Here is a 6,669-nt window from a genome sequence, read left to right as displayed (position 1 = left end):
CAGCATGGGTGGGCCGGGAGGTGTCCCGGCAGGCGATCGAGCGCGGGCACCGGGTGACGTGCCTGGCGCGCGGCGAGAGCGGGCCGGTGGCCGACGGCGCGGCCCTGGTGGCCGCCGACCGGCGCGACCCTTCGGCGTACACACCGCTGCTCGGCCGCGACTGGGATGCGGTCATCGAGGTGTCGTGGCAGCCGGGCTTCGTCCGCGAGGCGCTCGCCGCGCTGGGCGGCCGGGCCCGGCACTGGGCCTATGTCTCCTCCGGCAACGCCTACGCCTCCCACGCCGAGCCTGGCATGGACGAGTCCGCACCCCTCCTGGCTCCGGCCGACGGCGCCGAGGCCGACCGCGGACTCTACGGCGAGGCGAAGGTCGCCTGCGAGCAGGCGTCGGCGGCCGCCGTGGGCGACCGCCTCCTCATCGCCCGTGCCGGTCTCATCGGCGGCCCCGGCGATCACAGCGGACGCTCCGGCTACTGGGTGGCCCGTGCCGCGCGCGACCCGCACGGGCCGATGCTGGTTCCGGCCACGCCGGACAGTTCGACGCAGGTCATCGACGTACGCGACCTCGCCGCCTGGCTGCTCGACGCGGCGGAGCGCGGCACCACCGGCACCTACAACGCCGTCGGCCCTGTCGTCCCGTTCGACGAGTGGATCGAGCTGTGCCGCACCGCCGGCGGCCACACCGGCCAGGTCGTCGCCGCCGAATCGGCCTGGCTGCTCGAACACGGCGTGACCCAGTACATGGGGGCGGAGTCGCTGCCGATGTGGCTGGTCGAGCCGGGGTGGGAAGGATGGTCGGCCAGGAGCGGCGCCGCGGCGCAGGCGGCGGGGCTGCGCCATCGGCCCCGGGCCGAGCTGGTGTCCGACACGCTGGCCTGGGAACGCGAGCAGGGCCTCGATCGCGAACGACGCGCGGGCCTCAGCGCCGAGCGCGAGCGCGCACTCCTCGACGCCCTCGGCCGAGGGGCCGCAAACCGGTGACCGCGCGACAATCTCACCATGATTGTGGACAAGGCCGTCTACCACGGTGGCGTGCGTGAGACCGTCGACGGCGACATCAGCGATGCCTTCGGCGCCGCCCGGGCCAGAGGCGACAGCTTCCTGTGGATCGGCCTGCACGAGCCCACGCAGGAGGAGTTCGATCTGATCACCCGTGAGGTGCGGCTGCACCCACTGGCGGTGGAAGACGCGATTCACGCGCATGAGCGGCCCAAGCTCGAGCGCTACGACGACACCCTGTCCGTGGTGCTCAAGCCGCTGCTGTAGGTCGAGGAGACCTCCGACATCGAGGTCGGCGAGATCAACCTTTTCCTGGGTGGCGACTTCGTCATCAGCGTCCGCCACGGTCAGGCCAATCCGCTGGGCGGGGTGCGCCGGCGGGTCGAATCCGATCCCGGCCTGCTGTCGGCCGGCCCCGCCGGGGTGCTCTACGCGATCTGCGACCAGGTCGTCGACACCTACGCCGAGATCTCCCACGAGGTCGAACTCGACCTCATCGCGCTGGAACGCCGCGTCTTCAGCGGCGAGCGCGACGATGTCACCGCCGACATCTACTCACTCAAGCGCGAGGTCCTAAGTTCCGGACCGCCCAGGATCCGCTCGTACCCGTGCTGGAGGAGATCGTGAAAGGCCGGGTGGCGTTGTGCGACGGCACCCGCGGTCACTTCCGTGACGTCCTGGACCATCTGCTGCGCGTGGACTCCCAGGCCGACGAGCACGACGAACTGCTCACCAGCGCCTTGAGCGCCCACTTGGCCCTGGTGGGACGGGACCAGAACAAGGTGATGGTCGTCGCCGTGATCGTCGTCCACCGGCTGCTGCGCAAGAGCGGGTGGCCGTGACCAAACCCTCCAGGTTCTTCCACGGCGGCCCTCCCCGAGCAGGCTCCTTCTTGCCTTGGAAGCGTGGGCGCTGGTCGAGCACGATGACCCCTACGTCGATGCCACGGGGCGGCACGACGTCCGTGGTCGGTCATTTACGTCCTTGACGATCCCGGTCATGACAGCGCGGTTTCGACCCGGTAGACCCCGGAAAGGACGACTACGCAGCGTAACAAATCACTACTTATAGTTATCAAGGAGGCTTGCCGTGATCAAGCAAATCATCCTGATTCCGGCGCTCGCCGCAGTGGCGGCCGTCATTCCCAGTACGGCCAGCGCGGCCACGAGCCACACGTCGCCCACCCGGTTCGTCGAGATGACCGGAGAACAGGAGGTGCCCGGTCCCGGTGATCCGGACGGTGTTGGCATCTTCGCCTGGAAGGTAAGCAAATCGTCGCTCTGCTACGTCATCACCGCCCACAACATCGAGCCCGCGAACGCGGCGCACATCCACGAGGGCAGGGAGGGAGAGGCTGGTCCGATCGTGGTGACGTTGAAGGCGCCCAGCGAGGGCTTCGCGACCGAGTGCATCCGCGCCGTCAAGCGTCAGACGGACGACAACGCCGAGACCACGCTGACCTTCGGCGAGCTGGAGGCCATCGCCCACAGTCCGAGCGAGTTCTACTCCAACGTCCACAACGAGGAGTTCCCGGACGGCGCCATCCGTGGCCAGCTCAACGGTGGCGACTAACGAGAGACGGCGTCAAGTGCGTGGCGCCGGCCATGGATGAAGGTGCGCAGTAGGGTCGGTGACCTGTTCACGACGGGTCACCGGCTCTCGCGTTTGTCGTTGTGTCGTCGATCCGCAAAACGTCTCAGATCGATGGCGACTAGATCGTCCGTCGCATCTATCCCGTGGACCCTCGGACGGTCACAAATCTCGCCTCAGCGCACAACTCGCCGCCCTGTCGGCGCGCCACCTCTCTGACGTGGGGAGTTCTCACCGCACGGGCAGACCGGTGACCGCTCTGCCGATGATCAGCCGCTGGATCTCCGACGTGCCCTCGAAGATGGTGAAAATCTTGGCGTCGCGGTGGAAGCGCTCGACCGGATGGTCGCGCGTGTAACCGGCGCCGCCGAGGATCTGGACGGCTTGCTCGGTCACCCACACCGCCGTCTCTCCCGCCACCAGCTTCGACATCGAGCCCTCCGCCTGCTCGAAGGGCCTGCCGTTCCTCGCCATCCAGGCGGCTCGCCAGGTCAGCAGGCGGGCGACGTCGACGCGGGTCGCCATGTCGGCCAGCAGGAAGGCGATCGCCTGGTTCGACCCGATCCTGCGGCCGAACTGCTCCCTCTCGCGGGCGTAGTCCCTGGCGTACTCGAAGGCCGCCCGCGCGATGCCCACGGCCATCGCGGCGACGGCCGGGCGGGTGGTCTCGAACGTGCGCATCGCCGCCTGCTCCCCCGCCCGCTCCCCGTTGCGCACCCGGCTCAGCCGGGCCTCCAGCTTCTCCTTGCCGCCCAGCAGGCACGAGCCCGGTACGCGGACGCGGTCGAGCACGACCTCGGCCGTGTGCGAGGCGCGGATCCCGTGCTTGCGGAACTTCTGGCCCATCGACAGGCCGGGCGTGCCCGGGGGGACGACGAAGGAGGCCTGGCCACGGGTGCCGAGTGACGGGTCGACCGAGGCGACGACCACGTGCACGTTGGCGATGCCACCGTTCGTGACCCACGCCTTGACGCCGTCCAGCACCCAGTCGTCGCCGTCGGGCACGGCGCGGGTGCGGATGGCGCCGACGTCGGATCCGGCGTCCGGCTCCGACGCGCAGAAGGCGCCCAGTTTGACGTCGCTCTCTGAGCCGAACATCTGCGGCAGCCACTCCCCCACCTGCTCGGGCGTGCCGTTGCCGGCCAGGGCCGCGGCCGCCAGCCCGGTGCCGACGATGGACAGGCCGAGGCCCGCGTCGCCCCAGAAGACCTCCTCGAACGCCACCGGCAGCGCCAGCCCGCTCTCCTCGAACCATTGGGTGGCGAAGAAGTCGAGCGAGTAGAGCCCGATCTTGGCCGCCTCCTGGATGACCGGCCACGGGGTCTCCTCGCGCTCGTCCCATTCGGCGCCCGCCGGGCGGATCACATCGCGGGCGAAGGCGTGCACCCAGTCGCGTACCTCGGTCACGTCGTCGCTGGGCTCGGGACAGAAAACGCTCATGCAGGACCCCTTGCTCGTTACCGCCGGTAACACCCTACCGACGGGTAGGCCGATCAGGAACCCGTCGCTCAGGGACGCCCTGGAGCCCTCGGGCGAAGACGCCGCCGTACGCCGAGGGCGGCGGTGGCCGTCGAGCGGCCGTCCCGCTGGTCGAGGGCGCCGGCCGTTCGGCTCAGGCCGCCATCGTGATCATCGGCGGGCGTTCGGCGATGCCGATGTCGGTCAGCAGGACGTCGTGCCCGTCCGCCGCTCTGCGGAACTGCGCCAGCCGGAGCGACGGCACATGGCGCGCCTCGATCTTGCCCTGGCGTTCCAGCCGTGACCACGCGGCCAGCATGATCTGGGACGCCATCCCTCCCAGGGCCTCCGTCGACTGCGGTGCGTGCTCCCGCGAGCCCAGGTCCACCTGCGCGAACGCGTCCAGCCCTGCGAGTTCGAGCAGGTCGATCAGCAGTCCGAGCTCCACGCCGTACCCGGTCAGGAACGGCACCCGTTCCAGGGCGGAGCGCCGGCCGGCGTACTCGCCCGCCAGCGGCTGCACGAACCCGGCCAGCCTCGGCCAGTGGAGGTTGATCAGCGGGCGGGCGACCAGTTCGGTGACGCGGCCGCCGCCGTTCGAAAAGCCGTTCAAGGGACGGTCATAACAGGCCTTGGTGTACACCACGCTCGGGTCGGCGAGGATCGGTCCGAGCAGCCCGAATACCAGTGCAGGATGAAATTTCCGGATATCGGCGTCGGCGAACACCAGCACATCCCCCGAGGTGACCGCCAGCGACTTCCAGAGCGCCTCCCCCTTGCCGTCGAGCGGCTTGAGCTGCGGCAGGATCTCGTCCTGAGCGTGCACTGTGGCGCCGGCCCGCGCGGCCACCAGGGCCGTGTCATCGGTGGAGCGCGAGTCGATGACCACGACCTCGTCGACGAGCCCGCCCAGCTCCCGCCGGATCACCGTGACGATCTCCCCCACGGTCTCCCGCTCGTCGCGGGCCGGGAGCACCACGCTCACCGTGGTCGTCCCCTTGACGGCCACCAGATCCCCGAGCGGCCAGTCCGTGACGCACGAAGTACGGCGTCGCAACCATCCACGCACCTCAGGCAGCATGCGACCCCTCCCCCCGTATCCCCACATTTCAGCTTAGGGGGTGGTGGCGTGGCGCTCCAGGAAGGTGTAGACGTCCGCCTCGTCCACGCCGGGGAACGACCCGGGCGGCAGCGCGGCCAGGACGTGGGAGTTGGCGCGGGCGGACGGCCAGGCGTACCCCTCCCACCGTTCGGCCAGCCCGGCGGGCGGGCGGCGGCAGCAGTCGCCGTGGGGACAGCCGGAACGGGTGCGGTTGGTGGTCTCGCGCCCCCGGAACCAGCGCGACTCCTTGTACGGCACCCCCAGCGTGATGGCGAAGTCCCGCTCGCGCGACGGATCGACGTGGGCCACGCAGAAATAGGTCCCGGTGGGCGAGTCGGAATACTGGTAGTACACCGAGAACCGGTCGGGCGAGGCGAACACCTGCCGCCCCGACCACTGCAGGCACATGCGCTGCCCCTCGATGGCCCCCTGCTCGTCGGCGGGGAAGACGATGCCGTCGTTCTCGTACGCCTTGTAGATGATGCCGCCGGCGTCGTTGCGCACGAAGTGGCAGACGAGGCCCAGGTGGTGGGTGGCCAGGTTGGTGAAGCGGTGGGCGGCCATCTCGTACGACACCGCGAACACGTCGCGCAGGTCCTCCACCGACACCGCCCGCTGCGACTTGGCCTCCTGGAGGTAGGGCGCGGCAGCCCGCTCGGGGACGAGCACGGCGGCGGCGAAATAGTTGGCCTCGGTGCGCTGGCGCAGGAAGTCGGCGAAGTCGCGGGGTTTGTCGTGGCCGAGCGCCAGGTGCCCGAGCGTCTGGAGCAGGATCGTGCGCGGGGTGTGCATGCCGAGCTGCTCGTGTTTGACGTAGATGCGGCGGTGACGGAGATCGGTGATGGAGCGCACGGAACGCGGCAGGTCCTGGGCGGTGTGCACCGTGTAGCCGAAGTGCGTGACCAGCCCCTGGATCATGCTCTGCGACAGGGCGCCCGTACGGTAGCCGACGGCGTCGAGCGCCTGGGCGGCGGCCTTCTCGATGTCGGGGAAGTAGTTGCCCACCTCCCGCTGCCGGCGGCGCAGCTCGGCGTTGGCGACCCTGGCCTCCTCCGGGGTGGCGGTGCCGCGGGCCTGCCGGGCGCGCAGCTCGCCGTACAGGCCGAGGAGGTGTTCGAGCACGTCGTTCGGCACGCGCGCGGAGACCTTCAGCCGCGGCAGGCCGAGCCCCGCGTAGAGGGGGTCGCGCTGGGCCTCCTCCAGCGCTATCTCGAGCTGGGCGCGGCGGTTGGGCGGCTGGCGGCGCAGCAGTTCCTCGACGGGCACGCCGAGGGCGGAGGCCAGCGACTTGAGCAGCGACAGCTTGGGCTCGCGCTTGCCGTTCTCCAGCAGGGACAGCTGGCTGGGCGCCCTGCCAACGCGCGACCCCAGGTCGGACAGGGTGAGGCCGCGCTGTTTACGCAGATGGCGGAGTCGCTGGCCAAAGGCGATCAGATCCAGCTCCTGCGTCAAAGACAGCGGTTCTTCACCGAGCAAGGGCCCCATGCCCGGCATCTTAGGCAGAAAAACGAGCCATTTTCT

Annotated in this window: 6 protein-coding genes and 1 pseudogene; 4 read left to right on the top strand and 3 right to left on the bottom strand. The window is 69.9% G+C overall.

Annotated features, from left to right (window positions below):
- From E1294_RS36910 to E1294_RS36900, 4 genes and pseudogenes are all read left to right on the top strand, one after another.
- Positions 1-980 (top strand): Rossmann-fold NAD(P)-binding domain-containing protein (locus E1294_RS36910; RefSeq protein ID WP_220448134.1); only part of this gene is annotated, 980 nt, incomplete at its 5' end.
- Between the two features lie 18 nt (positions 981-998).
- Positions 999-1,625, top strand: a pseudogene (locus E1294_RS36905) (CorA family divalent cation transporter).
- Complete coding sequence (locus E1294_RS56465; protein WP_246083558.1) at positions 1,607-1,840, top strand: hypothetical protein; 234 nt, start codon at positions 1,607-1,609, stop codon at positions 1,838-1,840. The pseudogene E1294_RS36905 and the gene E1294_RS56465 overlap by 19 nt, the downstream one beginning before the upstream one ends.
- A 247-nt stretch (positions 1,841-2,087) precedes the next feature.
- Positions 2,088-2,570: a CHRD domain-containing protein gene (locus E1294_RS36900; RefSeq protein ID WP_132515611.1), complete on the top strand. Its 483-nt coding sequence runs from the start codon at positions 2,088-2,090 to the stop codon at positions 2,568-2,570.
- Between the two features lie 249 nt (positions 2,571-2,819).
- Here the strand turns inward: E1294_RS36900 and E1294_RS36895 are convergent, their stop codons facing one another.
- From E1294_RS36895 to E1294_RS36885, 3 genes are all read right to left on the bottom strand, one after another.
- The gene (locus E1294_RS36895) at positions 2,820-4,028 is read right to left on the bottom strand and encodes an acyl-CoA dehydrogenase family protein (protein WP_132515610.1); all 1,209 of its coding nucleotides are present in this window, start codon (positions 4,026-4,028) and stop codon (positions 2,820-2,822) included.
- 172 nt (positions 4,029-4,200) lie between these two features.
- Positions 4,201-5,127: a glucosyl-3-phosphoglycerate synthase gene (locus E1294_RS36890; RefSeq protein ID WP_132515609.1), complete on the bottom strand. Its 927-nt coding sequence runs from the start codon at positions 5,125-5,127 to the stop codon at positions 4,201-4,203.
- A 33-nt stretch (positions 5,128-5,160) separates the two neighbouring features.
- Positions 5,161-6,633, bottom strand: coding sequence for a helix-turn-helix domain-containing protein (locus E1294_RS36885; protein ID WP_425465246.1), 1,473 nt, complete (start codon positions 6,631-6,633; stop codon positions 5,161-5,163).
- Between the last annotated feature and the right edge of the window lie 36 nt (positions 6,634-6,669).

Origin of the sequence: Nonomuraea diastatica (assembly GCF_004349015.1) — a bacterium.
GTDB lineage: Bacteria > Actinomycetota > Actinomycetes > Streptosporangiales > Streptosporangiaceae > Nonomuraea > Nonomuraea diastatica.
Note: the sequence above shows the minus strand (reverse complement) of the source record. Positions and strands in the feature narration are given on the sequence as shown.

Coding starts and splice junctions, on each gene's coding strand:
- E1294_RS36885 (WP_425465246.1), bottom strand. CDS start 6,633: ATGGGGCCCTTGCTCGGTGAAGAACCGCTGTCTTTGACGCAGGAGCTG.
- E1294_RS36895 (WP_132515610.1), bottom strand. CDS start 4,028: ATGAGCGTTTTCTGTCCCGAGCCCAGCGACGACGTGACCGAGGTACGC.
- E1294_RS36890 (WP_132515609.1), bottom strand. CDS start 5,127: ATGCTGCCTGAGGTGCGTGGATGGTTGCGACGCCGTACTTCGTGCGTC.